The following is a 26,033-nucleotide window of genomic DNA, read 5'->3' on the forward strand; positions in this document are numbered from 1 at the left end:
TTGGGGCTGGTGAACTCGGGGAGCCACTTACTCGCTTGCTAGATCGTAGGACCGCCGCCCCGCAATTCTCTGCGCAACCGTTCCGCATCTCGCGCGTTATCTCTTTGATGAGCGGGGACCCGTGCGGTCTTCCGAGCGAAAGGGTGATGATGATGCGGAATTTTGCTTTGCCGATGGTGCTGGTGGCGAGTTTGGCGGGGGTGGCTCCGCTCCATGCGCAGACTGATTTGGGTGATGTTGTCTCGGGCATTGCGCAGTCTTTGATTGCGCAGGAGATGGACAAGAAGGCCTATCTCGAGGCGCAGCGGGTGAACACGGTGCGGGGGTATCGCGGCTATTTGACCCAGTATCCGAAGGGGATTTACCGGGTAAATGCGCAGCAGGCTCTGGTGAAATTGGGGGCCTCGGTGGACCCTTATCCGGGCACGCCTGATCCGGGCAATCCGCCTGCGGGGGCCTCTGCTGCGCAGGTGGAGGCCTCGATTGGTCTGAGCCGGACGCAGCGGGTTTTGATTCAGCGACAGTTGACGGCCGTGGGCTATCCAACCGGGGTGGCGGATGGGCTGTGGGGGTCTAAGACTCGCGGCGCGATTGGTCAGTGGCAGAAAGCCAATAAGCTGGCGGTGACCGGATATGTGACGGCGCGGCAGGTGAATTTGATTGCGCAGCAGGCGGGGGACAAGGTGCAGCCCACGCCGCCAACTGGGCCTTCGGCAGGCGATGATCAGCTTGAGGAGCGCTTGCTGGGTCTGAGCTATGACGAGCGGCGCGAGGTGCAGCGGCGGCTGACCTCATTGGGCTATAATACCTATGGCGTCGATGGCGATCTGGGGGCGAACTCGCGCCGGGCTTTGGCGGCGTGGCAGCGGGACGAGAACCAACGGGCGAGCGGCTATCTGACGGCGGATCAGCTGCGGTTGCTGCGGCGGCAGTCGGGCGGCTGAGGCTGTGGTCTGAAGGTTAACAAGGCCGCCCATCGGTTTGGGCGGCCTTTTTTATGGCTCATTTAGCTGCTTTGACCGCCCTGCCCTGCGGATTGGAACCAGCGGCGGATGGTGTCGCGCTCGGGGTCTTCCATGTAGCTGAGGTTGGCGGGGGGCATCGCGTGGGTCAGGCCGGCTTGCATATAGATGCGTTTGGCTTCCGCTGCGATTTGGGCGGGGGTTTCCAGCACGACGCCTTTCGGGGGCCAGTAGATGCCCTCGTAGGCGGGCTCGGCGGCGTGGCACATTGAGCAGCGGCCTTGCACGATGGAGACGACTTCGTCGAAGCCTTGGCCACTGGCGTAGGTAAGCGATGGGCCGTTCAGTGCGGCTTCCTCGGGGCGGTGGCGCATCGGGGCGGTGGAGAGCCATGCGATGATCAGGAAGATGATTGCGGTGACGAACCATGTCCAATGCGGGTTGCCCTTGCGGGCGTGTTTGGTGTTGAACCAGTGGCGGATGGTGACGCCCATCAGGAAGACGAGGGAGGCGATCAGCCAATTGTATTCAGTGGCGAACACCAAGGGGTAGTGGTTGGACAGCATCAGGAACAATACTGGGAGTGTCAGGTAGTTGTTGTGGGTGCTGCGTTGTTTGGCGATCTTGCCGTATTTCGGGTCGGGGGTGCGGCCTGCTTTCAGGTCAGCCACCACGATGCGCTGGTTTGGCATGATGATCATGAAGACGTTGGCGGACATGATGGTGGCGGTGAAGGCTCCGAGATGGAGGAGCGCGGCGCGGCCGGAAAAGACTTGGGTGTAGCCCCAAGCCATGCCGACGAGGATGATATACAGGCCGATCATCAGCCGGGTGTTGTCGTCGCCGAAGCGGCTTTTGCAGATCAGATCATAGGCGATCCAGCCGAAGGCGAGGGAGGCGAGGGATATGGCGATGGCTTGGGTTTGGCTGAGGTCGGCTATAGCGGGGTCAATCAGGTAGAGGTTGGCGCCGAGGTAGTAGACCAGAAACAGCATGGCGAAACCGGAGAGCCATGTGGTGTAGCTTTCCCATTTGAACCAGGTGAGGTGTTCGGGCAGCATCTCGGGGGCAACGAGGTATTTCTGGATGTGGTAGAAGCCGCCGCCGTGGACTTGCCATTCCTCGCCATGGGCTAAGGCAGGCAAGCTGGGGGTTTTGCGCAGGCCAAGGTCGAGGGCGATGAAGTAAAAGGATGAGCCGATCCACGCCATCGCGGTGGTGACATGCAGCCAGCGCGCGGCGAGTTCGACCCATTCCCACAGCACAACCCAGTCATACATCGGTAGTCTCCTGTTTTCAGCAGGCTATACCGGGCAGCATTGATCTGTTAATCCTGAAAAACCGGGGAATACTTTCAAGATTGGCGCGAAAATGTCCTATGTCAACACGATCAAGATGTTTGTGCGGGTGTATGAGTTGGGCTCGATGTCGGCGGCGGCGCGGGATCAGCGCACCTCGCCTGCGGTGGCCTCGGCGCGGATATCCGAGTTGGAAAAGCATTTGGGGGTGAGACTATTCTCGCGCACGACGCGGAGTTTGCAGCCGACCGAGAATGGCCGGATTTTCTTTGAGGGCGCGAAGAAGGTTTTGGAGGCCATCGACGAGGCCGAAGCGGCGGTGATGGATGTCACACAAAACCCCAGGGGGACGATCTTTGTCTCGGCCCCACTGGGGGTGGGGCGGCGGTTTATTGCGCCGCATGTGCCGGTTTTTAAGGATATGTATCCGCAGATTGATGTGCGGCTACGGCTTTCAGACCGCATCATTGATGTGACGGCTGAGGGCTTGGATGTGGCATTTCATCTCGGGATTTTGGAAGATTCGACGCTGAAGGTGCGGTTGATTGCCGATTGCCCGCGGGTTTTGTGCGCCGCGCCCGCCTATATCGCGCGGCGGGGGATGCCTGCGGATGGGGTGGCTTTGGTGGGTGACAAGCACGAATGTCTGAACCTGCGGTTTCCCGGCGCGAAGGAATTTCAATGGGCATTGCAGACCCCCGACGGGGTGCGGCGTTATGAGATCACCGGGCCGTTTGAGAGCGATGACGGCGATGTGCTGACCGGCTGGGCGCTGGATGGGCGCGGCATCGTGATGAAGCCGGTGTTTGAGGTAGCAGATCATTTGCGGTCTGGGGCTTTGGTGCCGGTAGCTACGGCAACGCCGCCTCTGCCGACGCAGCTTTCTAGTTTGTCGCAGCATCGGCGGTTGAAGGACCCGAAGGTGAAGCTGTTCACCGATTTCATGGCGGCGCATGTGCGCGATGCGGTACGCGGGGCGATTGAGGGGCGTTCGGTAGCAATGGCGGGGTAAGCCCCGCCCTACCCGGTTTCAACTGGGCTCCGCACCGCCCGCGCGAACGACTGGGCGGTGCTCGGCGTTGACACCTACGCCTCCGGCGGGGATATTTTTGCCAAGATGAAACGAAAATTTTAGATAAATTTTAGGGATTTAAGTCTCGTAGGGCCAGTTGGCTTGGCTAAAGGCTCCGCCGTCGACCCAAAGGGTTTGGCCCGTCACAAAGGCGGCGGCGTCTGAGATCAGGAATAGCAGCGGTCCGGCAAGGTCTTGCGGTAAGCCGACGCGGCGCAGCGGGGTGACGCGGGCCCAAGTGGCGTCGTAATCGGGGGCCTCGGCGGCGGTGCGGGCGGTGGCGATGGCGCCGGGGGCGATGCAGTTGACGCGGATGTTGTGGGGGCCGAGCTCAACAGCGGCGACTTTGGTGAATTGCTCGATGCCGCCTTTCGAGGTGGTGTAATCGACCAGTTTCGGAAAGGCGAGTTTGTTGCAGCCGGAGCCGAGGGTGATGATGGCACCGGGCTGGTTTGCCTTGATCATGGCTTTCGCGGCGGCTTGGGTGTTGAGGAAGGTGCCGCGCAGGTTGGTGGCGATGGTGCGGTCCCAATCATCCGGGTTCAGGTCGAGGAGGCTGGACCAGGTTTGGATGCCTGCGTTGTTGACCATGACAGAGGGGGCAGTTTCGGCCCAATCGGCGGCTTCAGCGTGGAAGCGGGTGGTTTCGGCGGCGTCGCCCGCGTCACATTCCCAAGCGCGGGCGCGTTGGCCGAGGGCTTCGACGGTGGCGATCAGGGTGACGGCGGCTTCGGTTTGGTTGAGGTGGGTGAAGCCTATGTCATAGCCAGCACCCGCAAGCGCGGTCACGAGCGCGTGGCCGATGGCGGAGGGGCCTGCGGTGACGAGGGCGAGTTTGGGCATGGTCTGACCTTTGAGAGGGATTTCATGCACCATGCCGGAGGACTCTTATTGGAGGAAGAGCCTCCGGCGGGAGTATTTCAGAAAGAGCAATCTTTCAGGGAGTTATTCGCCCCAAGTGCGGTCTAGCAGGGCGAGCCAGTTGTCGTAGCACAGCTTTTGCATCAGAGCCTGACCGTAGCCGTGGTCGAGCATCGCCTGTTGCAGGGCGGGCAGGCCGGTGACGTCGCCAATGCCGTTGGGCAGGGTTGCGCCGTCGAAGTCGGAGCCGAGGCCGAGATGGTCTTCGCCCAATTGGGCGAGCAGGTGATCGAGGTGGGCAAGGACGTCTTCCCAGCCCATGTCGCCCGACTGTTTGCCATCGCGGCGCAGGAAGGAGGTGGCGAAGTTGAGGCCGACCATGCCTTTGCTGTCGCGGATCATGTGGAGTTGGCGGTCGGTGAGGTTGCGGCTGGAGGGGGTGATGGCGTGGGCGTTGGAATGGGTGGCGACGAGGGGGGCGTTGGTCAGGGCGGCCACGTCGTTGAAGCCTGCTTCGTTGATGTGGGAGAGGTCGATCATGATTTTCAGATCGTTGCAGGTGCGGATCAGGCGTTTTCCGGCGTCTGTGAGGCCCGCGCCGGTGTCGGGGCTGGAAGGGTATGCAAAGGGGACGCCGTGGCCGAAGATGGTGGGACGCGACCAGACCGGGCCGAGGCTGCGCAGGCCGAGGGCGTGGAAGGCGTAGAGGTTGTCTAGGTTTGCGTCGATGGCCTCGGCGCCTTCCATGTGCAGGATGCCTGCAATGGTGTTGGATTTCAGGCAGTCGCGGATTTGCGCGGTGGTGGTGCAGAGTTTGAACTGGCCTTTGGAGCTGCGTTCCATCCAGAGGAATTGGCGGGCCATTGAGAAGGCGGTCGACAGGGCTTCGGGTTCGGTTATCAGGTCGCCGAGCGGGATGGTGAACGGCGGGTTTTCCATCTGCGTCATGTAGTTGGGGGCGTCGTGGGCCTCTGGCGAGGGAATGTAGATGGCGAAGAAGCCCGCTTTGAAGCCGCCCTTTTGCATCCGGGGCAGGTCGAGATGGCCTTTGCCTTCACCGGTCAGCCAGATCGCCTCGCGGTTTTCGGGGTGTTTGTGCAGGCGCAGCAGCAGGTCGTTGTGGCCGTCGAAAGTGGGGAACATTTTTAGTGCCTTTGTGTTTTGGGCAAGCGGCTGGGGCGTTGCCCCAGACCCCAGGATATTTGAGCCAATGTGAAAGTTGGCTTGGGGATGGATTAGCCTTCGAGCATCCGGTCGGCGGAGGCTGCGAACAGGCTGCGGGCGTAGGGGGTTTGCATTTGGGCGGTGGCGAGGGCTTCGCGGGTGAGTTCCTCCACCGCTTTGCCGTGTTGCATCACGAGGATGCGGTCGCACATGTGGTCGATCACGGCGAGGTCGTGGGAGACCATCAGGAAGGTGAGGCCTCTTTCCGTGCGCAGGCGGGAGAGAAGGTTGAGGGTTTCGGCTTGGACCGAGGCGTCGAGGGCGGAGGTGGGCTCGTCCAGCAGTAGAATTTCGGGTTGCAACATCAAAGCGCGCGCTATGGCCACGCGTTGGCGTTGGCCGCCTGAGAGTTGGTGAGGGTAGCGGAAGCGGAAGTTGGGCGGCAGGCCCACGTCGGTAAGGGCCTTGGTGATCGCGGCATCGGTGAGCGGCAGGCCGTGGATGGCGAGGGGCTCGGATAGGGTGCGGTCGATGGTGTGGCGGGGGTGGAGGCTGGCGTAGGGGTCTTGGAACACCATTTGCACTTTGCGCGAGAAGGCGCGGTCGTGGGTGATCGGTTTGCCGTTGATGCGGATGCTGCCGCCGCTGATGGGGGCAAGGCCGCAGATCGCGCGCAGGATAGTGGATTTTCCGGAGCCGCTTTCGCCGACGAGGCCGAAGGATTCTTGGGCTTTGACGTTGAGCGAGACGCCTTCGACGGCGCGGACGTGGCGGCCTTGGGCGGTGAAGGTGACGGAGAGGTTTTCGATTTCTATCAGCATGTTCAGAGCGCCCAACTTGCGTCGCGGTCTAGGCTTGGCAGAGCTTCGCGGGTGCCGCCGATGCGCGGAAGGCAGTTCAGCAGGCCTTGGGTGTAGGGGTGTTTGGCATGCATCAGGTCTTTCGCGGCCAGTTCTTCGACGACTTTGCCTTTATACATCACCAAAACGCGGTCGCAGAAACGGGCGACGAGGCGCAGGTCGTGGGAGATGAAGATCAGGCCCATGCCGCGGGTTTTCACAAGGTTGTCGAGGATGGAGAGGACTTCGGCTTGCACCGTCACATCGAGGGCGGAGGTGGGTTCATCGGCGATCAACAGGTCGGGGTTGGGGATCAGCATCATTGCGATCATCACGCGCTGGCCCATGCCGCCGGAAAGCTCGTGCGGGTAGGCCTCCATCACACGCTGCGGGTCGCGGATTTGCACGGCGTTCAGCGCGTCGATGGCTTTGGCGATGGCCTCGGACTTTGAGACTTTGTCGCGCTGGCGCAGGCCCTCGGTCAGTTGTGCGCCAACCTTCATCACCGGGTTAAGGGAATATTTCGGGTCTTGCATCACCATGGCGATGCGGGGGCCGCGGAGGGCGCGCATCTGGGTTTCCGAGGCTTTCATCAGATCAATGCCGTCGAAGGTCATCTCATCGGCTTCGATCTTCCCCGGGGGACGGATCAGGCGGAGGACGGAGCGACCTGTCATGGTTTTGCCGGACCCGGACTCACCCACGATGCCAAGGCGTTCGCGGTTCAGATCGAACGAGACGCCACGGACGGCTTCGACGCGGCCTGCTTCGGTGTCAAAGGTGACGCGGAGGTTTTTGACGGTGAGGAGGCTCATTTGCTGGCGCTTTTCGGATCGAGAACGTCGCGGAGGCCGTCGCCCAGCAGGTTGAAGCCAAGGCTGACGATGAAGATGGCGAGGCCGGGCATGGTGGCGACCCACCATTGCTCAAACAAGAACTTGCGGCCTGCGGAGATCATCAGACCCCATTCAGGCAGGGGTGGTTGCACGCCTAGGCCAAGGAAGCCGAGCCCCGCGGCGGTGAGGATGACGCCTGCCATGTCGAGGGTGACGCGGATGATCACCGAGGGCAGGCACATTGGAATGACATGGCCCCAGATGATGCGGATGGGGCCTGCGCCTTGCAGTTTGACAGCGGCGATATAGTCGGAGCTGCGCACGGTCAGGGTTTCAGCGCGGGAGACCCGGGCGTAGGGGGGCCATGAGGTCAGCGCGATGGCGAGGACGGCGTTCTCCATACCTGGGCCGAGGACAGCCACCAAGGCGAGGGCGAGGATCAACTTGGGGAAGGCGAGGAAAATGTCAGTGATCCGCATCAGGATGGTGTCGACCCAACCGCCGAAATAGCCTGCGACGGTGCCGATGATCAGGCCGACGACCGGGGCAGTCAGGATCACCAGCAGCACAATGTAGAGGGTGATACGGCTGCCGTAGAGGATGCGGGAGAGGATATCTCGACCGAAATCGTCAGTTCCTAAGATGTTGCCGGGGGTGCCGGGGGGCAGCAGGCGGCGGCCGAGTTCTTGGGTGATCGGGTCATGCGGGGCAAGCAGCGGCGCGAAGATCGCGACGAACAGCAGGGCGGCGGTGATCAAGAGGCCGATCATCGCCAATGGGTTGCGGCGCAGGCGCAGCCAGCTCAGGTAGCTTTGGCCGAGGCGGGATTGCATCCGCGAGGCCGGGTTGGGGTCGCGCAGCCATGTGGTGAGTGTGCTCATACCCGCGCCCTCGGATCGACGAGGCGGTATAGCAGGTCTGACAGCATGTTGAGGCCGATATAGGCGATGCCGACAACGACAGTGCCCCCCAGAACGGCGGGCATGTCGGCGACCATCAGGGCGTCGGTAATATAGCTGCCAAGTCCCGGCCATGCGAAGATGGTTTCGGTCAGCACGGCACCTTCTAAGAGGTAGGCGTAGCTGAGCGCGATCACTGTGATCAGCGGCACCATGACGTTTTTCAGGGCGTGGACCCAGATGACGCGACGTTCGGGCATGCCTTTGACGCGGGCGGTGGTGATGTATTCCTGGCCGAGTTCGTTCATCATAAAGCTACGGGTCATTCTGCTGATATAAGCCATTGAGATATAGGCAAGAATCCCGGCGGGCAGAATGATGTGGGAAAACGCGTTGGCGAACATGTCCCAACGGTTGTTGAGGGCTGTATCGAGCAGGATCATGCCGGTGTATTGCGTGAGTTCAAAGTCGAGTGACATTTGATAGCCTGCGTCTAAGCGTCCGGGGCCGCCGACCCAGCCGAGTTGGCCGTAGAACAGCAAAAGGCCCATCAGGCCAAGCCAGAATACCGGCATCGAATAGCCCATCAACCCGATCAGACGGGTGGATTGGTCGAAAAAGCTACCGGGTTTTGTGGCGGCGATAACTCCGGCAGGAACGCCCAAAAGCACGCCGAGAATGGTGGCGAGAGTGGCAAGTTCCAGCGTGGCGGGGAAGCGTTGGCTGACTTCCTCGAGCACAGGCTCGCGGGTGCGGATTGAGGTGCCGAGATCGCCTTGCAGGGTGTTGCCGACATAGATGCCGAACTGCTTCCAGAGGGGTTCGTTCAGGCCCAAACGCTCGCGCGCTTCCTCCATCTGCGCTTCCGTCGCGCGCTCGCCTAAGATCGACAGGACAGGATCGACCGGAATCACGTTAGAGATGAAGAACGTCACCATCAAAAGGCCAAGGAAGGTGACAAACAGCGTGACAACCGTGCCGCCGATTTGGCGAAGCAACGGGATCAGGCGCGAGGACGGAGCGGGGGTGCTGGTCATGGAAAACGGGCGGCCCATCGCTGGGCCGCCCATGGCCTTACTTGGTTGCAAGCCAGTAGGTGGCACCAAGATCTACTGCGCCACCAGTGTAGAAGTCTTTAACGTTGGCGCGCACCCCGGTTTGGCGGGCTTGCTGGAACATCACGATGAACGGTGCGGTTTCGCGGAATTTCTTCTGCAAAGCGGCATACATCTCAACGCGTTTGGCCGGGTCTTGCTCCAAAGCGGCGGCTTTGGATTCGGCGGTCATCTCACCCGGATCGTAAGCGTTGCGCCATGCCAGATAGCCGGTGTTGTTGGCGGCATCCGAGTTATCGGGGTTTTCGGCAAAGGTCGAGGAGTTGGTGTTCGGATCGGGATAATCCGGCCCCCAGGTTTGCAGCGTGCCGTCGTGCTGGCGGGCGCGGTATTCTTTCAGCTGCTCGGCACCTTCACCGACGCTGAGGTCAACCTTGATACCGGCTTGGCCGAAGGTGTTCTGGATCGACTGCGCCACATCCATGCGGTCGGCGGCGTTGCGGACCGACAGCTTGATCGCCGGGTCCTTGATGCCGGATTCCGCGATCAGCGCCTTGGCTTTCTCGATATCCAAGGAATAGGGGTTGTCATCCAAAGCGCCCAGATAGCCCGACGGCAGGAAGTTTTGGTGAACGACGGCGGCACCCTTCATGAAGGTGTCGGCCATGCCCTGATAGTCTACCGCCCAGCGCATCGCGTCGAGGAATTTGGCGTTCTTGTAGTTTTCGTTCTTTTGGTTGAACGACAGATAATAAATCTGGCCGCCAACGTCTTCTTGGATCGCCACATCGGCATTGCCAGCCATGCCAGCGACATCCACCGGAGTCAGCGTGCGGGCGATGTCGATATCGCCTTTTTCAAGCTGCAAACGCTCGGTCGCAGCTTCGGGCACATGCGTCACGAAGACCTTGGCCATTTTGGCATCGCCGCGCCAATAGCCGGGGCGCATCTCCAGAACGTAACCCTCGTTTGGCTTGAAGGATTTCAGCGTATAGGCCCCAGTGCCTGCCGAATGGGTTTTCAGATATTCGTTGCCCAGATCGCTGACGCCATCGGTGACGACTTCGTTTGCTTTGACAACATCAGCATCGACAATCGAAGCCACGCCAGCGGTCAGGCAGTTATACAGGAAGGTCGGCGCATAGGGCTTATCAACCTTGACGGTCACAGTGTCGCCTGCACCAGTGATCATGCTGTCGACGGTTTCTGCCGTCCAACCGAATTGGTTCAGGATGAACGCTGGGGTTTTGTTCAGCTTGACCGCGCGTTGCAGCGAATAGGCGGCGGCTTCAGCCGTCACCGGATTGCCGGACGAGAAGGTCAGGCCAGCCTTCATCTTGAAAGTATAAGTCAGGCCATCTTCGGCCACCGTCCAGCTTTCGGCCAGACCGGGGATGATTTGCAGAGTGGTCGGGTCGATCTCAACCAGACCGTCATAGGTGTTATTCACCACATCGAGGCCAGAGAATTCGTAGGCCTCATGCGGGTCCAGCGATACGATGTCGTCAATCGCGCCCGCCAGCACCAGCGTATCGGCTGGGGTTTCGGCCATCAGTGCGGCAGGCGCGGTGCCCAGCATCAAAGCGGCAATCGCAACAGCGCCCACGCGGCGCAGCGTCGGTTCAAGTAGCATGGAAGACTCCCTGTTTTATCATCGTTTTTTCATTGCCGTCCCTGAGTCTCTTTGAGCCTCGGGTATTTCCTGACCGATTGGGCAACTTTCATGCGGGCTTGTCAACAGCGCCTTGCGGCGCGAAACTGACGGCAGCGGGCAGTTTCACAACAGAATTGGCAAAATGTCAGACTTTTCAATCTTCGACGGGCATAATGATCTGCTGTCCTGCCTCTGGGCAGAAAAATCCTTCTCGGGTGAGGCATTTTTTAGCGGACGCGATGGCGATCTTGATCTGGCAAAATGTCGGGCGGGTGGCTTTGCGGGCGGTTTCTTTGCGGTTTGGGTGGGCGGCGCGCCGGGAACCGGGCCTGATCCGATGGCGACTTACCGCGAATTTCCGGCGATAGATGCGGCACGGGCCGAGCGGCAAACACTTGAACAGATTGCGATTCTGCTGCGGATGCAGCGCGCGCGGCCAGATGCGATCCGGCTGTGTCGTTCGGTGGCCGAGATTGCCAGCGCCCGCGCCGCTGGGGCGATTGCGGCGATTCTGCATATTGAGGGCGTTGAGGGGATTGCTGCAAATCTGGACGCATTGCATGTTTTCTATGCGGCGGGCCTGCGCTCGCTTGGCCCGGTATGGAGCCGTCCGAACATTTTCGGCCATGGCGTGCCGTTCAATTTCCCCGCCAGCCCGGATACTGGGCCGGGGCTGACCGAGGCCGGGCTGCGGCTGGTGCGGGAATGTGATGCCTTGGGGGTGTTGCTGGACTTAAGCCATCTGAATGAAGCCGGGTTCTGGGATGTGGCGCGGGTGTCGGCCAAGCCCTTGGTGGCCACCCATTCCAACGCCCATGCCATCACCGCATCTACCCGCAATCTGACCGACCGCCAGCTTGCAGCGATCAAGGACAGCGGCGGGTTGGTGGGACTGAACTTCGGCTGCGCCTTCCTGCGCCCGGACGGGATCAAGAATCCTGCGACAGGCCCAGAAGACATGCTGCGCCACCTTGATCACTTGCTGTCACACTTGGGCGAGGACGGTGTGGCGCTGGGCTCGGATTTCGACGGCACGATGATTCCGAACTTTATCAGCGATGCCAGTGGGCTGCCCAAGCTTGTCGGCGCGATGCACGCCCACTTTGGCGCGGCGCTCACCGAAAAACTGTGCTGGAGCAACTGGCAGGGACTGCTGGCGCGGGTGATCGGCTGAGATCATAGCGCGCGGGTGCCGAGGTACTCGGTCAGACGCGGGTGATGTCTTCGGTCATGTCCCAGATCAGCCGACCGATCTGCGGGAAAGCCTGTGGGTTGGTTTGCGCCATGCCCTGCCCTTGCGTGGTCAGCACGATGGTCAAGGGCTTTCGACCCTCGGCTTGCCAGCGGATCATATCATGCTTGAACCAACTGGTTTTGGTATCGCCCGTCCACAGGTTATGCCCGGCTTTCGACCATATTTGAACGTCCTCCGGCAAATCGCCGCCAAGATATTCCGACAGTTGATAGGCCGGATTTGCGGCGTCTGGGCTGGCTTTGTCGCGCTGCAAGATCGCTTGCGCGCGGGCTTTTGAGGGTGGCGACAGCGGCAGGGTGCCGTCAAACAACTCCCACAGCAGTCGTGCGGCGGCAAGCGGGGTGAGGCGGTTGAGATGTGCGCCGTCGGCTCCGGCAAACTGCGCCTCGCGCCCGTAACGGGTGTCGTCCATTAGCTTTTGCGCGATGCTGCAGCCCTGCCATTCCTCCCAGCCCAGCGCCCAGAAGAACCGGTTCAGACGTTCGCGCTTGTTGACCCAATCGAGATATTCCGCGCCATGCAATAGCGTGTCGCCGGTGGTGCCGGTGATCAGGTCGATGGCGTAGTTGGTGGCCCCATTCGACGACCAGCGGATCATGTCGCGCAAAGCCCGATCCATCTCGCCATGCGGGGCGATGCGGGCATCTTCCAACAGCGCGAGCGCATGGATCAGGTGGAAAGTTTTCACCAAGGAACACGGGTAGACCGGGATTTCGCCGCGATGGGCAAAGCCTTCAGGGCCCTCCACGCCTTGGGTGATCAGCACGAGGCCGAAGCTTTCAGGATCGAGCCCCTGCGCGCCGTGCTGGCCGATCAGCGCTGCAGTGATGCGAGCCCCAAGTGCCGACCAGTCGGGGGTTTCGGTGAAGAGCATGCGGGCCTCCTGATTTTGCCGCAGCTTAGGGTGCGGCAGGCCGAAATAAAGCCCGCTATCGCAGCGTTGGGCGGCTTGATCTTCGGGCCTGTGATCGGTTAGCCACAGCGCATGAGCCGCTTTGCCCGCCAATTTGCCCAAAATGTGATGGTGCTGCTTTTGGCAGTCGCCTTGGGTGTGTTGGGCTTTGGCCACCGCATGGCGCTGCACGATTCGGTGGATCTCAGCGCCTATGCGATGCCGGACGGCACGTTGCCGGAGTTGTGCCATGATGGCGGCACAGCGGAGCATGGTCAGAAAGAGCAACCACCCTGCCCCGCCTGTCGGATAATCGCGGCGGTGGAACTGCCCCCCGTCATCACCCTGCCCCCGGTGCAACTGGAGCCCGTCGCTGTGATTTGGCCGGATGTGGCCTTGGCAGATGCCAGCGCCCACCCGCCGCGCGCGCCGCCCGCGCGAGGGCCGCCGACTGTCCTGATCTAAGTGCAACTGCGGGCTCTGCCCGTTTCCTTGGCTTTTTTCTGGGATGATCCCTTATGTCTGATACCAATACTGCGCCTTCGGGCGTCAATAAACTCTATTTCGCGGTCTGGCGCTGGCACTTTTACGCCGGGCTTTATGTCATTCCGTTTCTGATCATGCTCGCGATCACCGGTATCGTGATGGTCTGGTTCACCGCCGTAGCGCCGGAATATGGCGAGCGGTTGCAGATTGCGCCGCAGACCCAAACCCTGAGCATTACCGATCAGGCCAGCGCTGCGCTGGCGAGCCATCCCGAGGGCAAGATCGGCCAATATATCGCACCGCATGACGCGATGACTCCGGCGATTTACCGGGTGGATTTGGCGGAAGGCCAGCGGATGATCGCGGTTGATCCCTACACGGGAGCGGTGCTGCGCGACACCGAGAATGGCGCGACGTGGTATACTTTGGCCAATGACATCCACGGCACGCTGCTGATCGGCGATCTGGGTGATCGGTTGGTCGAGATTGCGGCATCGCTGGGAATGCTGTTGGTGGTGAGCGGGCTGTATCTGGTTTGGCCGCGCCATGGGGCGGGCTTGCGCAGCCTTCTGCTGCCAGATTTGCGCGCCAAGGGGCGGGCTTGGTGGAAGTCATTGCACGGCGTGCTGGGGTTCTGGATTTCGCTGGGTCTGGTGTTCTTCCTGATCTCCGGCCTCGCTTGGAGCGGGATTTGGGGCGAGCGCTATGTGCAGTCTTGGTCCACGTTTCCGGCGGCGAAATGGGACAATGTGCCGCTGTCGGACAAGCGGCACAAGGACATGAACATGACCGCCGATGACACGGTGCCTTGGGGGTTGGAGCAGACGCAGATGCCTGCGTCAGGCTCGCATGCCGGGGTGACGGGGCTTGCGATTGGGGTTCCTGTAAGCTTGGAAAACATCGTGGCTTTGGGGCGGACGATTGGATTTAAGGGTCGTTTTCAGGTGGCGCTGCCGGCGGATGAGGCCGGGGTTTGGACGCTGAGCCAAGATTCCAACAGCTACGATGGCCCGGACCCGACGGCGGATCGCACCGTGCATATCGACCAATACACGGGCAAGATTTTGGCCAGCGTGGGGTTTGCCGATTACGGATTGGCGGCGAAGTCGATGGCGGTGGGCATTGCGCTGCATGAGGGGCAGTTGGGGCTGTGGAACGTGGTGCTGAACATCGCGTTTTGCGGGGTCGTGGTGTTTGTCTGCTTAAGCGGCGTGGTGATGTGGTGGAAACGCCGCCCGAGCGGTGTACTGCGGTTGGCAGCACCTCCGATGCCCGCGGGCGTGCCGTTGCGCGGTGTGGCGGTGATAGCGCTGGTGTTGGGGGTGGCGTTTCCAATGCTGGGGCTGACGCTGGCGGCGGTGCTGCTGGTGGATTTTCTGGTGTTGCAGAACGTGCCTAGGATGAAGCGGGCGTTCAGTTGACGGATCGGTCGCGGCGGGGATTTCCTGCCGCGACCACGCTCTGGCAAAGGGATTGGCTTCGTGGCAGGGTGGCGGCTGCGGAGGGTCTTCATGTCAAAAATCATCATTTCCTGTGCGATCACCGGGTCAATCCACACGCCGTCAATGTCAGAGTTCTTGCCAATAACGGGCGCGCAGATTGCGGGTTCGGCGATTGAGGCGGCAGAGGCGGGGGCTGCGATTTTGCACCTGCACGCGCGGGTGCCGGAAACCGGGCGGCCCTCCAGCGATCCGGCGCATTGGGCTGGGTTTCTGGGGGCGATCAAGGCGGGCTGCAACGGCGTGGTGAACATGACCACAGGTGGGTCGGCGGTGATGAGCCTCGCGCAGCGGCTGGCGGCTCCGATGCAGTTTCGGCCCGAGATGTGCAGCTTGAACATGGGGTCGATGAATTTCGCACTGTATCCGATGGCGGCGAAGATTTCGCAGTGGAAATACGATTGGGAAAAGCCGTTTCTGGAAGGCTCGGATGATCTGGTGTTCAAGAACACCCCGCGCGATATCGCGTTTGTTTTGAATGAGATGGGCGTGCAGCGTGGCGCGCGGTTCGAGTTTGAATGTTATGATGTCAGCCATCTATACATGCTGAAGCATTTCGTGGATCGCGAGGCGGTCGTGGCCCCGCTGTTCATCCAATTTGTGTTTGGCGTGCTGGGCGGCATGGCGGCGGACCCTGATATGTTGATGCTGATGAAGCGCACGGCGGATCGGTTGTTCGGGGCGGATTACCAGTTTTCGGTCTTGGCGGCCGGGCGCAATCAGATCCCGATGGCGACGATAGCGGCAGCACTGGGCGGGCATGTGCGGGTGGGGTTGGAGGATAATCTTTATCTGTCGAAAGGCGTGCTGGCGCGGTCCAATGCCGAGCAGGTGCGACAGATCCGGGGGATTGTTGAGGGGTTGGGGCGTGAGGTCGCGACCCCCGATGAGGCGCGGGCGATGCTGGGGTTGAAAGGTGCGGCAGAGGTGGCGTTTTGATTGACTATCGTTTGGCCGTGGCGGCGGATGCCGGCCTGATCCATGCCATGCTGTCCGAGATGGCCGAGGCTGAAGGCAGCGTAATTGGCGGCGGGGTGGCAAGCCTGTTGCAGCATGGCTTTGGGGCCGAGCCGCGGTTTCGCGTGGTGCTGGTGGAGGAGCGCGGGATCGCGCTGGGATTCTGTCTGTTCCTACCCGAGTACTCCAGTTGGCGTGGGGCTATGGGGCTGTTTGTGCAGGATATTTACCTCAATCACGCCGCGCGCGGTAAGGGGCTGGGGCGCGGCTTGTTGGCGGCGGCTTTGGCACATGGGCAGGATTGGCAGCCCAGCTTCATGGCACTGATGGTCAAGCGCAGCAATGTCTTGGCGATTGGATTTTACCAAACCTTGGGCTTTGCGCTCCGCGATGCCTCTGACCCGTATATTCTTGAGGGAGAGGGCCTGACAGCCCTGATGCAGCCATGATCACGGTGTTTGACGACGCGCAGCGGGCGCACGATCCGCAGTTTTTCCTGTCCTCGGGCGCGCGTAAGCCCTGCCCCGAACAGCCCGCGCGGGTGGATGCTTTGCTGGGGGCTGTGCGGCGGATGGAGGGTGCGGTGGTGCAAGCGCCGGATGCCGGGTTGGGGCCGATTTTGGCGGTGCATCCGCAGAGGTATGTGACGTTTTTGCAGGGGATATACGCGCGGTGGACGCGGATTGAGGGCGCCTCGGCCGAGGTCATTCCGAATGTGCATCCGGCCAGCCGTCTGGATGGCTATCCGCTGTCAGCGGTGGGTCAGGCGGGGTTTCATATGACCGATACCTCGTGTCCGATCTCGGCGCAGACATGGGGGGCCGCCTATGCTTCGGCGCAAACGGCGGTGCATGCGGCCGATTTGGTGTTGGGCGGCGAGCGGTCGGCTTACGCGTTGTGCCGCCCGCCGGGGCATCATGCTTTTGCCGAACTGGCGGGCGGGTTTTGCTATCTGAACAACTCCGGCATTGCAGCCCAAAGGCTGACCGATGCCGGGCGGCGGGTGGCGATTTTGGACGTGGATTTGCACCACGGCAACGGCACGCAGGGCATGTTCTACGCGCGGGGCGATGTGCTGACGGTGTCGCTGCACGCGCATCCAGAGCGGTTTTATCCGTTCTTCTGGGGTTATGAGGGCGAGTTTGGCGAAGGAGATGGCGTAGGGGCCAACCTGAACCTGCCTTTGGCGCGCGGCACTGGCGATGCGGGGTTCTTGGTGGCTTTGGCGCAGGGCATTGAAAGGGTGCAGGCTTGGGGTGCGGATACTCTGGTGCTGGCGCTAGGCTTGGATGCGTTCGAGGGCGATCCGTTTGCCGGGCTGTCGGTGACCACACCGGGCTTTGCGGTGATTGGGCGGGCGGTGGCGGCGATGGGGCTTCCCTGCGTGATCGTGCAGGAGGGCGGGTATTTGTGCCCGGAGTTAGGGGATAATTTGGAGGCGGTGTTGCGGGCTTGGTAGGCGGCACTGGCCGCAACTTCGGAGCCTCCGGCGGGGATATTTGAGCGCAGAGGATGACCTAAGCGGGAGTTTAGGCGGGGATTTCGGTGATCGTATCGCCTTCGGTGAGCGCGAAGAAGGCGTCTTGTGGCACGGGGAGCCTGTGGCTTTCGATCTCGGTCAGACCTGCCCACTGGGCGCGGATCACCCGACTGACGACGGCATGGGCGACGATGATTTTCACCGGAGTGGGATCGGATTGGATGTCGCGCAGCGCGGCTTTGAGGCGGGCGGCGAAGATGGCGTAGGTTTCGCCATCGGGGGAGTGGAACCACCAAGCCTCGGGCGGAACAGAGGCGCGCAGGCCGGGGTGGGCGGTGTCGATCTCAAGGTCGGTTTTGCCGTCCCATGACCCCATGCCGATTTCCATCAGGCGGGGGTCGAGGGTGATTTCTGGGTTGCCAAGCTCGGCTGCGATCAGGCGGGCGGAGTGGTGGGCGCGGCCTAACGGGCTGGCGTAGATGCGAAACTCCGACAGGTTGAGGCTGGTAAGGCGGCGGCCCATCGCCGTGGCCTGCGCTTGGCCCATCGCGGTGAGGTTGCTGTCGACCTGACCTTGGCGACGGCCAATGGCGTTGAATTCGGTTTGGCCGTGGCGGCAGAGATAGATCATGCCCAATCGCCCAGCAGGATGTTGCGGGTGACCTGTTCGACCGGGCGTTCGCGGGCGATCAGGCCTGCGACCCATTCACAGGAGGCGGCGTTGAACACCGCCCCGCTGCCCCGGCGGTATTCGGCCATGCAGCCATTGCCGCGGGAGGCGCGGGCGGTGTTTTCGGGGGTGAGGCCGCCGTAAAGCCGGAGTGCAAGGTCTTCGGTATCGCCGGTGCCGATAAAGCGGTCGCGGTCGTGCGGGCCTGTGGAATGCGACAGCGTGGTGGCGGGGGACAGACCGACGATGGTAAGCGCACCTTGCAGGCCGGTGTCTTCGGCGGCAAAGGGCAGACCTTGCTGCATGGTATAGTCGATGCCGTCGACCTCGTAGGCGAAGATTTTTGAGACAGCGCCCAGCACGTCGCCATAGCCGAGGCCGGAGCCTTTCAACGCCCAATGTTCGGGGCGGTAGATCGCAAAACCACCAGAACCGTGGGCGGCGCAGCGGCTCCATCCGGCATAGACGCCTGCCGATCCGGTCAGGCCCATGGTGGCACTGGCGGGGCGTTGGATCTGCGGGTGGTCCCAGTAGCTGGTGAGGCGGTTGGTCTGGGCCAAGGGATCAAGCGCTTCGGCGGTGGTTTTGTAGCAGGTCTGGGTGGTGAGGTCGTCCGACAACCGGGTTTGCCAGAAGAAATTCCCGGCGAAGCGGGCGAGTTGGCCGCCTTGATCCAGCCAAGCCTCTAGGTGGTCGCGCATCTCCCATGTCCAGTATTCGTCATGGCCTGCGATCAGCACACGGTCGTAGCCGTGCAGCGCTTCGGGGTCGCGGTGCAGGTCGTGTTGGGTGGTGTAGTCGAGTTGGATATTCTGCCCTTCGCACCACAGCGCGAACGGGCGCTCAAACGCGGCCCAGCCGGAGGAGGCGTATTTCTTCGAGATGCCCTTGGCGCGGGCGTAGTCCATATGCGGGTAACGCGGTTTGGTTAAGAGGGGTGAGGCGTGCGGGATACGGGGGGCGTCTTTGGGCCACGCGACGAAGCCCTTCGCCCACGGACGCTGGGTGCTGACATGCGGAGCGAAGTCCCCTTGGGTCGGGCCGGTTAGGCCTTGGTAGTGGTTCGAGCCACCCCAGTCATTGTAGGCGCACCAAGTGCCTGTCGTCAGCAGCATCAGGATTTTTGATTGCCGTGTCAGTGGCTTGAGGACGAACAGGCCCTGCGAGGAATGGCCGGGAATAGTGACGGTCGTGATGTAGACGCCGCTCTGCCAATCTTGCGGGATTTGCAGGCGGAGGATCTCGGGCCAGTGGCAGCCGTGCTCGGAGGCGTCAAATGGGGTGGCGGCGAAGGTCGTGGCAACTGTGGTTTGCAGTAGGATTTCGGGGGTTAGGCCGTCTCTGGCGATGGTCAGTTGTGCTTCGGGTGCGCTGGACATCGCGTGCAGGATCAGGGTCTCGCCGGGGGCGTAGGACAGTGCCGCGCTATAGATCCAGACTTGCGCGCGGGTGGGGTCAGGGCTGGCGGCCTCGTAATAGTGACCCGTCACCGCATCGCCATCATCAGTCGGCCCAGAAATGAAAAAGCCTTTCAGCATTGCGCCATCCGGGCGGCGATATCCAACATCCGGTTGGAAAACCCCCATTCGTTGTCATACCAGCCGAACACCCGCAGCATGCCGCCCTTTGTCACGCGGGTCTCAGGCAAGGCCATCACGATGCTTTCCGGGCGGGCGCGCAGATCGGTCGAGACGAGGGCTTTCACAGTCGAGCCCATCACCCCGCCTGCTCCGCTTAGCGCCACGTTGACCTCGGCCACCGTGGTTGCGCGTTCGGTCATCACCGCCAGATCGACGGCGGACACCGAAGCCGTCGGCACCCGCACCGCCGAGCCTTCAATCCGGCCCGCGATCTGCGGCAACACTTGATCCAGCAGCCGCTGCGCCGAAGTCGTGGTCGGCACCATCGACAAAGCAGCGGCGCGCGAGCGGGCGAAATCGGCGGCGGGGGCATCCACCGTGGGCTGACTGCCGGTATAGCAGTGAATCGTGGTCATCGAGCCGGTCACCACGCCCCAGTTTTCATGGATCAACCGGGCCAAGGGCGCCAAAGCATTGGTGGTGCAAGAGGCGTTCGAGACGATCTGCTGGGTGGTGAGTTGCGCGTCATTCGCGCCCAAAACCACGGTCAGATCAGCGGCTTTTGACGGGCCAGAGATCAGCACTTTACGGGCACCACCGCGTAGGCCGCGCGTGGCCATTTCGCGCGCGTCGGCACGGCCCGTGCATTCCAGCACGACGTCGACACCCTTCAACGCAAGGCTGGAGATATCGGGGGTGCGATGCAGCGGGATGGACAATCCGTCGATCACCAAACTGGTGCCATCAAAGCTGACCTGCCCCGGCCAAGGCCCGAAAACCGAGTCGAATTCAAACAGATAGGCGCACATCTCAGCGGCGGCGATGTCGTTGATGCCGATAATCTTCGCACCCGGAGCCGCCCCTTTCAGCGCCGCGCGCAAGACCGAACGGCCAATGCGACCAAAGCCGTTGATGAACAGGTTCATGGGCTTGCCCTTTCTGACGATTGGGCCAAGTCAGATCACGGGATCGGGCGTCGATCAATGGGGACGACGGGGTTTTGATCAAAAAATTGGCGCGCACGGGGCGGCGGGGGAGCGCTCCGCGCGGGAGTATTTCAAAAAGAGCAAAGCTTAGGGGCGTTGGCCGCCCGTGGCTTCGGTGATCTGGTCAGCGCTGGCGCGCACGAGGCTGCCGAAGCGGGTGGCGTCGGATAGGCCCATGCGGAAGGTCGGGCCTGCGATGCTGATGGCGGCGACCGGTTCGGCGAAGGCGTTGAAGATCGGGGCGGCAACGCCGCGCATGCCCTCGGCGCGTTCTTGGTCGTCAATCGCAAAGCCGCGCTCGCGGGTGCGGGCCAGGTCGCGGCTGAGGCTTTCGGGACTGGAGAGCGAGAGGGTGGTGGCGCGGGTCATGCCCCTGCGGTTCAGGATTTCTTCTGTCCTTTCCGTTGCATACCACGCCAGCAGCGCCTTGCCGGGGGCGCAGAGATGCATCAGCCCGGTGCTGCCGGGGGGAAAGAAGGCGCGCAGATCGGCGGTGGCCTCAACTTGAGACAGAAACAAAACCTCACCCGCGGCCTCGATCCCAAGGCTGACGGTTTCGCCGGTGGCGTCGCGCAAAGCCTCCATCGGAGCGCGGGCGCGTTCCGTGATTTTGGTGCGTTTCAGAAAGGCCGATCCGGCACGGAAGGTGCCGGGGCCGATGTGCCAGACTTGGCCGGGGTCTTCGAGTTCAACCATGCCGTGACCTTGCAGGGTCACGAGGGCACGAAACACCGTGGCGACTGGAAGGGCGCTGCGTTCGGCGAGTTCCGACAGGGTCATACCGGCGCTGTCCGCCAGAAATTTTAGCAAACCAAGCGCACGGTCGAGGGCTTGAACGGTGTTTTGCTCGGTCTTGTCAGTGGTGGATTTTGGGCGGCCGCGCAGGCGGGGTGGGTTCGACATGGGACGGCCCTTTTACGCGGCACCGCAGCGGGGCCGGGGTGAAAGCAGGATGCAGATGCAGAATAGCATGGATTGTGGCGTTGAAAAAAACTTTCGTCGCAGCTGGGACAGGTGGCGGAGGTTTGGGTTTTGGGTAACTCTGCGCAGGGGACTGTAAGGAGATGGCAGATGGATTTCAGCGCTTTTGAGGTGGGCTATGACATTCCGGCGCTGCCGGGAATGGTGGAGGCCGAGGTGCAGACACCCTGTCTGCTGCTGGATCTCGATGCTTTGGAGCGGAATATCGTCAAGATGGGCGAAGCCGCGCGGGCTTTGGGGGTGCGGCACCGGGTGCATGGCAAGATGCACAAATCGGTGGATGTGGCTTTGTTGCAGATGCGGTTGGGGGGCGCTTGCGGAGTGTGTTGCCAGAAAGTGTCGGAAGCCGAGGCTTTTGTGCGCGGCGGGGTGATGGATGTGTTGGTGTCCAATCAGGTGACGGATTTGGTCAAGATCGACCGTTTGGCGCGGCTGGTGCTGCGGGGGGCGCGGGTGATTGTTTGCGTCGATGATGTGGGCAATGTGGCGGATTTGGCGGCAACGGCGCGGCGGCATGGGGTGGTGGTGGAGTGTTTGGTCGAGATGGATGTCGGGGCCGGGCGCTGTGGGGTGCGGGGCACGGCGGCTGTGGTGGGGCTGGCGCAGGCGATTGCGGCGGCGGAGGGGCTGCGGTTTTCGGGAGTGCAGGCCTATCAGGGCGCGATGCAGCATCTGACTTTGTTTGCGGATCGCAAGGCTGCGATTGAGGTGGCGGTGGATCAGGTTCACGCGGCGGTATCGGCGCTGCGGGGGGTGGGGCTGGAGTGCAATATTATCGGCGGGGCGGGAACCGGGAGTTGGCCGTTAGAGGGCGGTTCGGGGGTTTATAACGAGCTGCAATGCGGGTCTTATGCGTTCATGGACGCGGATTATGGCCGGGTGTTGGATCAGGACGGGCGGCGGTTTGATCAGGGGATGTGGGAAAACGCGCTGTTTGTGCTGACCTCGGTAATGAGCCACGTCCGGACGGATTGGGCGGTGTGTGATGCGGGGTTGAAGGCTTTGGCGGTTGATTCGGGACTACCGCTGGTGTCGGGCAAGCAGGGGGTGGAGTATCGGAACTGTTCTGACGAGCATGGGGAGATCAGCGATCCGGGCGGGATTTTGCGGATCAATGATAAGCTGCGGCTGGTGCCGGGACATTGTGATCCGACCTGCAATTTACATGATTGGTATGTGGGCGTCCGAGGCGGGGCGGTGGAAGTGGTTTGGCCGATCTCGGCGCGCGGTAAGGGGTATTGAAGGCCTGTCCACGCGTGGACAAGGGGTGGGCTGTATACACATCAAGGGGTTACAGGATCGCGTTCAGGAATCGTTAAGATTTTGCCACACCGAGCGCTAGGGAGGCGGGACAGCATCCGTCGGAGCGTTGGCGCGCAGAGACACGCGGGTCCGCATCGAGGCTTAACGATGCAGCTTTGCAATGCAGCAGAGACGAAGACCTCCCGCTTCTGTTGAACGGCAAGGCCACAAAAGCAAAACGCCCAAGCAAAAGCTTGGGCGTTTAAATTCAATACACCCACCCAGAAGGGCAGCGTAGCTTAGTTCGAGGACGACAGCACTGCGCCGACGACAACGACACCAGCGATGATTGCCCACAGCGGCGTCGCCGAGGACGAAGCGTTTTCTGCAACAACGACGGGAACCGGCTCTACAGTCGGCTCAACCATGCCGCCAGCGAAAGCTGCGGACGAAGCCAAAACGAGCGACGAAACGAGTGCGAAGGAAGCGATCTTATTCATTGAAATACTCCGGTTAGATGGATGATCTAAGCAACCATACAGCGAGCAGGCTTAAAAGAAAAGTCTAACGCAAGCACAATCAGCCATCTTTTCGTTCAACCGCGGCATATCCGACACCCTGCGACACCCATTGCCGCGATTTGCTTACAGAACCAGCAGAATCGAACCAATATTGGTTACGAATCGTCCCAATATCAGCGGTGCAGGCCTCGGTTATGGCATTTCCGGCGGCGGCATCCCGCTCAACCGTGCAGGTGAACACATGTCGAATCGTCGTGTCGGTGCCGTCGAGGTCATAATAACTGCGTTGATGTGCTGCCCCTGCGCGCAATATGGCTGCGGTGGGGGCATCGGCGGACATCAGGTCAAGACCAAAGCCGCGCGTGCCAACTAGAACGCCATTGCGCAAAAAGACTTGTGAGCCATCCTTCGAGGCGTAGATTGCCACGCCATCGCGCACCGCCAACTGTGACATCGGGAATTTCACCCCGCGCGACACTAAGGTCAACCAAATCTGCGGCGCACCCACTGCAGGCTGCGCACTGGCCGAATTGGTCGATCCGGCGGCACTCGAAACCGCCTTCATCAACGCCGGAGACCCACAGGCCGTCAGGGTCAGAACGGCTGTAAGGCCAGCAGAAAGGGCGAGGCGTTGGCTGCGGCGCAAAATCATCTCCAGAACCGCCCCCAAGCGGCGTCAAGGTCGGTTTCCTGATATTTCCGCACGGTGTCATACAGCCGGTTTTCGACATCGACTCGCGCGCCGCCATCGCGCAACAGCGGACGCAGCACCATGCGCGACACCTTTTGCGTTGGCCGCCCGCTGAGGAACGCCAGCGGCATATCAATGCGGATGCCCTTGTCGAACGAACCTTCGCCAAACGTGTCAAACGGCACATCGGTCAGGGTGGCAAAAGCCCCGACTTTGATGCCATTGGCAAATTCACGGTCCAGCGAAAGCGTCGCGCCATAATCGCCCGCAAGATAGCGGCCCACGTCAAGCTGAGCATGATAGCCGCCGCCAAAGCTGTAATAGCCCGAGACATGGCCGGTGACGATGCTGTAATCCTGAAAGCCAAACAGCTGGTCAAAATCGCGCTGCTTGACGTAATTCACCTCAATCCCCAGCGCATAGGGCTTGCCGGTTTGCTGCCAGAGCAATTCGCCTGAGATCCCGCCGAACATCGGCTCCAGATAACCAACAGTCACGCGGCTATAAAGTTCAGGGCCGGGTTTGGCATACCAAGCGAAGGTCAGGCGTTCAATGGCGGGGTCGCCCTCGGTGGCATAGACGCTGGCGTCACTGCGCACGGGTGGCAGTTTGGTGCGCGACGCGAAGGTAGAGCGTTCAATGCCAGCATATAGCTTTTTGGTGATAGAGGTCGAGGCGATCAGGCCGGGCGCGAAATCATAGCGGGCGGTGAGCCGCAGGCCAACATCCGCTTGCAAGGGCTTGCCAGGATCAAACAGGCTGGTCGCAACATAGGGCGACAGGCCCCATTTGAAGCGGGGATATTGGCTGTCGCTGAGGATCGCGCCTGCGGGCAGGACGCCGGGCGCGGGCAGGATCTGGGTGCGCTGCTCCATCGCGATATCTTGGCCGGGCGCGAATTCCAAAGCCTCAAGATCAGCGCGGCGAATCACCACTGTGGACAACGGCACGCCTTGCGCTATCGGCACAATCTCAAACGTTGTCACCGAAGCGGGCATGGTCGCGGCAAGCGCGCGCGCAGTGCGGCCAATGGCTTGCGGGGCATTATCCAGCCGGGTGTTGCGGATGCGCAGATGCACACGGGTGGGCGAGATCGCGATGCTCTCCACCATGATGCCGTCATGCGCAAGGATGCTTTGCGTCTGATCGCGCATTGCGGTTTGCGCGCCCCGGTCGGTGACCCAGTTTGGCCCCCAGCTTTTTGCCGCCGCACTGGCCGTCACAGGCAATGGGCCGGGGCCCAAACTGCCGCCGTGCGGGTTTTTCTTAGGGTCCAGCACGATCTGAGCCGAGAAGCCGATTTCCGAGCCGTAAAGTGAATAAAGCCCAAGCCGCAGATTGTTCTTTGCGCTGTATTCGACGCCGAAGTTGAAGGGAGAGTTACGCTGGAACGTGGCGCGGTTGCCAGCTTCTTCGACGTAGGCATCCGACGAATACTCGGCCTTAAGCGACCACTTCGGGTTAAGTTGCCACTCCACCCCGGCGAAGGGGGCGACATCGCCGCGGAACCATTGGCCGGTGCGCAACTTGCCGCCCAAGCCGAAATCAACCGCGGGGCGATCCCCGAATGGCGCACCGATCGAGCCATAGCTGCCATAGCGGCCCCAGCCCAAACCGGCGGTGACTTTTACCTTATCGCCAAAGGTTTTGGTGGCGGCGATATATTCGCCCGACTGCACGCCGGTGCCGATGATGTCTTGCAAGCCGACGGTGATCGCCGGGACATAGCGACCCTCTTGTGTGATCTGATACCGCAGATCGAAGCTACGGTCATAATATGTGGTGATGCCATCGCTGGGGTTTGTGAACCAGTCTTTCACCGAGGAATAGCGGAAGCTGCCGGACAACCGGGGGGTGATCTGAAACGACAACGTGGTGCGACCAATCGGGCCGAATTGCGATTTCACCACCGACAAGGTGCCGTCGCTTTGCTGCTCGCCCGAAGGCATGTCGATCAATCCGGTGACGCCAGAAAACCCAAGGCTGGGGTGCATTTCGGCTTGCGCTGGCAAAGCGAAAACACCGCAGAGCCCGCACAAAACCAGATATTTTGATCGCGTCATGCCTGCCAACCCCACCCTGTGCGCCCTATAGCTTGGGCACCTTGCATTATTGATAGGCGAAATTTTTCGCAAACACCACCAATGCGACAG

General features: G+C 61.5%; 25 protein-coding genes. 9 read left to right on the plus strand and 16 right to left on the minus strand.

What is annotated here, in order from left to right; translation table 11 throughout:
- The first annotated feature begins 152 nt into the window (after positions 1-152).
- Positions 153-944: a peptidoglycan-binding domain-containing protein gene (locus AKV04_RS03920; RefSeq protein WP_054005215.1), complete on the plus strand. Its 792-nt coding sequence runs from the start codon at positions 153-155 to the stop codon at positions 942-944.
- Positions 945-1,006: 62 nt separating this feature from the next.
- Here the strand turns inward: AKV04_RS03920 and AKV04_RS03925 are convergent, their stop codons facing one another.
- Positions 1,007-2,242 (minus strand): urate hydroxylase PuuD, encoded by a 1,236-nt coding sequence (locus AKV04_RS03925; RefSeq protein ID WP_054005172.1) that lies wholly within the window; start codon positions 2,240-2,242, stop codon positions 1,007-1,009.
- Positions 2,243-2,333: 91 nt separating this feature from the next.
- Here AKV04_RS03925 and AKV04_RS03930 point away from each other — a divergent pair, with 91 nt between their 5' ends.
- The gene (locus AKV04_RS03930) at positions 2,334-3,272 is read left to right on the plus strand and encodes a LysR family transcriptional regulator (RefSeq protein ID WP_054005173.1); all 939 of its coding nucleotides are present in this window, start codon (positions 2,334-2,336) and stop codon (positions 3,270-3,272) included.
- Between the two features lie 138 nt (positions 3,273-3,410).
- On the opposite strand, the gene AKV04_RS03935 is transcribed toward AKV04_RS03930, so the two are convergent.
- The 7 genes from AKV04_RS03935 to AKV04_RS03965 form a co-directional block, all read right to left on the minus strand.
- Positions 3,411-4,208 (minus strand): SDR family NAD(P)-dependent oxidoreductase, encoded by a 798-nt coding sequence (locus AKV04_RS03935; RefSeq protein ID WP_235815530.1) that lies wholly within the window; start codon positions 4,206-4,208, stop codon positions 3,411-3,413.
- A 69-nt stretch (positions 4,209-4,277) separates the two neighbouring features.
- Entirely contained in the window at positions 4,278-5,336 is a 1,059-nt protein-coding gene (locus tag AKV04_RS03940) for a dipeptidase (protein ID WP_054005174.1), read from the minus strand.
- Between the two features lie 92 nt (positions 5,337-5,428).
- Positions 5,429-6,178 (minus strand): ABC transporter ATP-binding protein, encoded by a 750-nt coding sequence (locus tag AKV04_RS03945; RefSeq protein WP_054005175.1) that lies wholly within the window; start codon positions 6,176-6,178, stop codon positions 5,429-5,431.
- A 2-nt stretch (positions 6,179-6,180) separates the two neighbouring features.
- The gene (locus AKV04_RS03950; protein ID WP_054005176.1) at positions 6,181-7,011 is read right to left on the minus strand and encodes an ABC transporter ATP-binding protein; all 831 of its coding nucleotides are present in this window, start codon (positions 7,009-7,011) and stop codon (positions 6,181-6,183) included.
- Complete coding sequence (gene nikC, locus AKV04_RS03955) at positions 7,008-7,913, minus strand: nickel transporter permease (protein ID WP_054005177.1); 906 nt, start codon at positions 7,911-7,913, stop codon at positions 7,008-7,010. The genes AKV04_RS03950 and nikC overlap by 4 nt, the downstream gene beginning before the upstream one ends.
- Positions 7,910-8,968, minus strand: coding sequence for an ABC transporter permease (locus AKV04_RS03960; protein ID WP_054005217.1), 1,059 nt, complete (start codon positions 8,966-8,968; stop codon positions 7,910-7,912). Before AKV04_RS03960 ends, nikC begins: the two co-directional genes overlap by 4 nt.
- Positions 8,969-9,005: 37 nt before the next feature.
- Complete coding sequence (locus AKV04_RS03965) at positions 9,006-10,619, minus strand: ABC transporter substrate-binding protein (RefSeq protein WP_054005178.1); 1,614 nt, start codon at positions 10,617-10,619, stop codon at positions 9,006-9,008.
- 163 nt (positions 10,620-10,782) lie between these two features.
- Here AKV04_RS03965 and AKV04_RS03970 point away from each other — a divergent pair, with 163 nt between their 5' ends.
- On the plus strand, positions 10,783-11,814 hold the full coding sequence (locus AKV04_RS03970) for a dipeptidase (RefSeq protein WP_054005179.1): 1,032 nt from the start codon (positions 10,783-10,785) through the stop codon (positions 11,812-11,814).
- Positions 11,815-11,845: 31 nt separating this feature from the next.
- On the opposite strand, the gene AKV04_RS03975 is transcribed toward AKV04_RS03970, so the two are convergent.
- On the minus strand, positions 11,846-12,769 hold the full coding sequence (locus AKV04_RS03975; protein ID WP_054005218.1) for a serine hydrolase: 924 nt from the start codon (positions 12,767-12,769) through the stop codon (positions 11,846-11,848).
- A 111-nt stretch (positions 12,770-12,880) separates the two neighbouring features.
- Between AKV04_RS03975 and AKV04_RS03980 the strand changes: the two genes are divergently transcribed.
- From AKV04_RS03980 to AKV04_RS04000, 5 genes are all read left to right on the plus strand, one after another.
- Entirely contained in the window at positions 12,881-13,252 is a 372-nt protein-coding gene (locus AKV04_RS03980; RefSeq protein WP_156317351.1) for a hypothetical protein, read from the plus strand.
- Between the two features lie 53 nt (positions 13,253-13,305).
- Positions 13,306-14,694 carry a PepSY-associated TM helix domain-containing protein gene (locus AKV04_RS03985; protein ID WP_054005181.1) on the plus strand — a complete coding sequence of 463 codons (1,389 nt, stop codon included), beginning with the start codon at positions 13,306-13,308 and terminating at the stop codon, positions 14,692-14,694.
- A gap of 90 nt (positions 14,695-14,784) precedes the next feature.
- Entirely contained in the window at positions 14,785-15,711 is a 927-nt protein-coding gene (locus AKV04_RS03990; RefSeq protein WP_054005182.1) for a BKACE family enzyme, read from the plus strand.
- Positions 15,708-16,178 carry a GNAT family N-acetyltransferase gene (locus AKV04_RS03995; RefSeq protein WP_054005183.1) on the plus strand — a complete coding sequence of 157 codons (471 nt, stop codon included), beginning with the start codon at positions 15,708-15,710 and terminating at the stop codon, positions 16,176-16,178. The genes AKV04_RS03990 and AKV04_RS03995 overlap by 4 nt, the downstream gene beginning before the upstream one ends.
- Positions 16,175-17,188 (plus strand): histone deacetylase family protein, encoded by a 1,014-nt coding sequence (locus AKV04_RS04000; protein WP_054005184.1) that lies wholly within the window; start codon positions 16,175-16,177, stop codon positions 17,186-17,188. The genes AKV04_RS03995 and AKV04_RS04000 overlap by 4 nt, the downstream gene beginning before the upstream one ends.
- 70 nt (positions 17,189-17,258) lie before the next feature.
- Here the strand turns inward: AKV04_RS04000 and AKV04_RS04005 are convergent, their stop codons facing one another.
- From AKV04_RS04005 to AKV04_RS04020, 4 genes are all read right to left on the minus strand, one after another.
- Positions 17,259-17,840 (minus strand): histidine phosphatase family protein, encoded by a 582-nt coding sequence (locus tag AKV04_RS04005; RefSeq protein ID WP_054005185.1) that lies wholly within the window; start codon positions 17,838-17,840, stop codon positions 17,259-17,261.
- Positions 17,837-19,417: a N,N-dimethylformamidase beta subunit family domain-containing protein gene (locus tag AKV04_RS04010; RefSeq protein ID WP_054005186.1), complete on the minus strand. Its 1,581-nt coding sequence runs from the start codon at positions 19,415-19,417 to the stop codon at positions 17,837-17,839. Before AKV04_RS04010 ends, AKV04_RS04005 begins: the two co-directional genes overlap by 4 nt.
- Complete coding sequence (locus AKV04_RS04015) at positions 19,411-20,385, minus strand: type I glyceraldehyde-3-phosphate dehydrogenase (protein WP_054005187.1); 975 nt, start codon at positions 20,383-20,385, stop codon at positions 19,411-19,413. The genes AKV04_RS04010 and AKV04_RS04015 overlap by 7 nt, the downstream gene beginning before the upstream one ends.
- Before the next feature lie 147 nt (positions 20,386-20,532).
- Complete coding sequence (locus tag AKV04_RS04020) at positions 20,533-21,348, minus strand: IclR family transcriptional regulator (protein ID WP_054005188.1); 816 nt, start codon at positions 21,346-21,348, stop codon at positions 20,533-20,535.
- A 168-nt stretch (positions 21,349-21,516) separates the two neighbouring features.
- Between AKV04_RS04020 and AKV04_RS04025 the strand changes: the two genes are divergently transcribed.
- Positions 21,517-22,668 (plus strand): DSD1 family PLP-dependent enzyme, encoded by a 1,152-nt coding sequence (locus tag AKV04_RS04025; protein WP_054005189.1) that lies wholly within the window; start codon positions 21,517-21,519, stop codon positions 22,666-22,668.
- Between the two features lie 299 nt (positions 22,669-22,967).
- On the opposite strand, the gene AKV04_RS26025 is transcribed toward AKV04_RS04025, so the two are convergent.
- From AKV04_RS26025 to AKV04_RS04040, 3 genes are all read right to left on the minus strand, one after another.
- Positions 22,968-23,168 (minus strand): hypothetical protein, encoded by a 201-nt coding sequence (locus AKV04_RS26025; protein ID WP_156317352.1) that lies wholly within the window; start codon positions 23,166-23,168, stop codon positions 22,968-22,970.
- A 79-nt stretch (positions 23,169-23,247) separates the two neighbouring features.
- Complete coding sequence (locus AKV04_RS04035) at positions 23,248-23,835, minus strand: YjbF family lipoprotein (RefSeq protein WP_162232829.1); 588 nt, start codon at positions 23,833-23,835, stop codon at positions 23,248-23,250.
- 2 nt (positions 23,836-23,837) lie between these two features.
- Positions 23,838-25,943, minus strand: coding sequence for a YjbH domain-containing protein (locus tag AKV04_RS04040; protein ID WP_054005192.1), 2,106 nt, complete (start codon positions 25,941-25,943; stop codon positions 23,838-23,840).
- Positions 25,944-26,033: the final 90 nt, after the last annotated feature.

The organism is Cypionkella psychrotolerans, from assembly GCF_001294535.1.
Taxonomy (GTDB): Bacteria; Pseudomonadota; Alphaproteobacteria; order Rhodobacterales; family Rhodobacteraceae; genus Cypionkella; species Cypionkella psychrotolerans.